Source organism: Ornithinimicrobium sp., assembly GCF_030537745.1.
In the GTDB taxonomy this organism is placed as follows: domain Bacteria; phylum Actinomycetota; class Actinomycetes; order Actinomycetales; family Dermatophilaceae; genus Ornithinicoccus.
The window spans coordinates 1-2,418 of sequence record NZ_JAUNVI010000123.1 but is presented as its reverse complement, the minus strand read 5'-3'; the positions used below and the strand labels follow the sequence as shown (position 1 = coordinate 2,418).

At 67.0% G+C, this 2,418-nt stretch carries 1 protein-coding gene and 2 pseudogenes; 1 reads left to right on the top strand and 2 read right to left on the bottom strand.

Annotated features, from left to right (window positions below; all coding sequences use genetic code 11):
* Positions 1 to 1,404: hypothetical protein (locus tag Q4P07_RS14245; RefSeq protein ID WP_303375574.1), on the top strand; the 1,404-nt coding region annotated here is incomplete at its 5' end.
* 94 nt (positions 1,405 to 1,498) lie between these two features.
* Here the strand turns inward: Q4P07_RS14245 and Q4P07_RS14240 are convergent.
* Together Q4P07_RS14240 and Q4P07_RS14235 are read right to left on the bottom strand one after the other, a co-directional pair.
* Positions 1,499 to 1,633 (bottom strand): annotated as a pseudogene (locus tag Q4P07_RS14240) (IS3 family transposase); the annotation flags it as partial.
* A gap of 197 nt (positions 1,634 to 1,830) precedes the next feature.
* Positions 1,831 to 2,418: pseudogene (locus Q4P07_RS14235) on the bottom strand (IS256 family transposase); the annotation flags it as partial.

The following is a 2,418-nucleotide window of genomic DNA, read 5'->3' as shown; positions in this document are numbered from 1 at the left end:
GCCGTCTCGCACCTGGTCGATGACCGGGCTACGAGTATGTGGCGTCTGGGGATCGCCCGGCCAAGGGTTCGTCTCGTCGTGATCCTCGAGACGTTGGTGCTAGCTGCTATCGGGGCACTGGTGGGGTTGCTGACGTGGTGGCTCGTCGTGCCCCACCGCACCAGTCTGCCTCTCAGCGACACGGTTCTCGTGCCTGGCTCGCTCTACCTTCCCTGGGCTGTCGTCGTGGCCACGGTAGCGACACTGGTGGGGACATCGATCGCGACCGCTGGTCTGGGCCGGGTCGGGTCCAAGCCGCTCCGCGAGCCGGGGCGTCGGGTCGTCACTGTTGCGGGCATCGGTCATCTCGTCGGATGGACGGTCATGTTCCTTTCACAGCCGTTGGGGCAACGCTGGGGGAGCGACGGACTGGTCGTGGTTCTTGCGGTCGGCTTCGCCGCGACCGTGGTCACCTTTCCTCTGGCAGTGGCATCGGCCTCCCGCCTCCTGGCGCGGATACCCGCGCCCGTGTCCCCCGCCATGTGGACCAGCTGGCAACAGCTCCGGCGCAGGCCGAGGCTGCTGTCCCGGCCGTCCGCGCAGGCGGGCCTTCTCATCCTTGTGACAGCGTCGGCGTTCGCCATCGCGAAGGGAGTGCCGACCAAGATTCTGCACTCTCCCTGGGAGCATGAGCAACGGTCTGTTTCGCTCGTGGCTTGGCAGGAGGGCAGTAACTTCGAGTTCACCTTGCCCACGAGCAAAGACATCGCTGTCGCACCGGTGGTGCGCGGGGGAGGCGGGGTCGTGCTCACGGACTGCCCGACTGCGCTTCGGTTCGTCGGTCTCGACGCGACCACCAGGTGCGGGTCCGGTGACCTCCCAGACGATGTCCGGGCCACGCTCCAGGAATGGGATCTGGCCGTCTTCGACGGACAGCCTGTGCCGAATGCTGTGTGGGTGTCGACCCCGACGTCGTGGAGCCAGGCCGATGTACTGTCGCTTGCATCGGGAGCCCCGGCCGTCATCGTGGAGCAGAAGGTGGGGCCGGTTCCTTTCAGCCGCATGACGGCCGACTGGGTCCTTGCTACCTGGTTCCTCGGAAGCCTGGTCCTCTTCGCGGCTCTGGTCCGCGCAGTGGGAGATCACCTGTCGCGGTCGGTGCACGAGGGCGCCATCCTGGATCGGATCGGACTGAGCAGACGAGAGGTCGACCGGGTCCTGGTCAGTTCCACGCTGCTGCCTCTGGGCCCTTCCCTGGCTCTCGCTGCGGTGGGGACGATCATCTTCGCGCTCCGCGGAGAAGGTGTCGGCTATACTGTGGCTAGCTTCAGCATCATCGCCGCCGCGCTACTCGGAGGCGCGCTTCTTCTCATAACTATGGTCGCTGCAGCGGTCCACCTCAGGACGAGCGGTCGCCGGGGCTGAGCGAACGCCACTCCCAACCCGAACCTGGATAGCGAGCTGTCGCGCCGGATTAGCCTGGCCTCCATCGTGCACCGTTCTCGGGATCGTGCCGCTCTCATGCCGGTTCCGGTGAGTGGTTGAGGGCAGCGTAGTGCTCGTTCTCGTGCTCGTCGGGGGATGTTCCGATGGAGGTGTGTAGGCGGTCGTGGTTCCACCGGGTGACCCAGGCGGCGGTCGCGAACTCGACCTCGAGCCGGGCGCCTGCTGCGTCGAGGGGTTCGTCCGCACGGGCGTCGGGCCATGAGGTCATCCAGCGGTCCTGTTAGGAGCCACCACGTAGCTTGTCAAGGGAGACGCCGATGTGTAGGGCGCTTACCTTGGTGATCTGCTGCTCCCCACCCTTGTCGTCGGTGCAGGTCTCTAGGTGGCTGTGTCCCTCGACCAGTACCGTGTGCCTTTGCGCAGGGACTCGATGCTGTTCGTGGTGTAGATGACCTTGCGCAGCGCGGGACCGAAGGCCAGGAACGGGATGAACCGGTCCCAGGCGTGCTCCCACGTCGCCACGGCCGCGGGGTACTTCCTGCCCAGGCCCGAGTCCGCGAACGCTGCCAGGGCCGTCAGTGCGGCGTCCTCGTCGGGCGCGGTGTAGATCGGGCGGAGCAGGGCCGCGACGGCCTTGCGGTCGGAGTAGGAGACGAACCGCATGCTGGCGCGGATCAGGTGGACCACGCAAGTCTGGACCATCGCCTCGGGCCAGGTCGCCTCGATCGCCTCGGGGAAGCCGGTCAGCCCGTCGCAGCAGACGATGAGCACGTCCTTGAGGCCCCGGTTGGCCAGCTGGGAGCACACCGACGCCCAGAACTTCGCGCCCTCGGACGCCTGGACCCAGATGCCCAGGACGTGCTTGATCCCGTCCATGTCGACGCCGATCGCGATGTGCGCGGCCCGGTTGGTCACGTGTGCGCCGTCGCGGACCTTCACGACGAGGGCGTCGAGGTAGACCACCGGGTAGAACGCCTCCAGCGGGCGGGACTG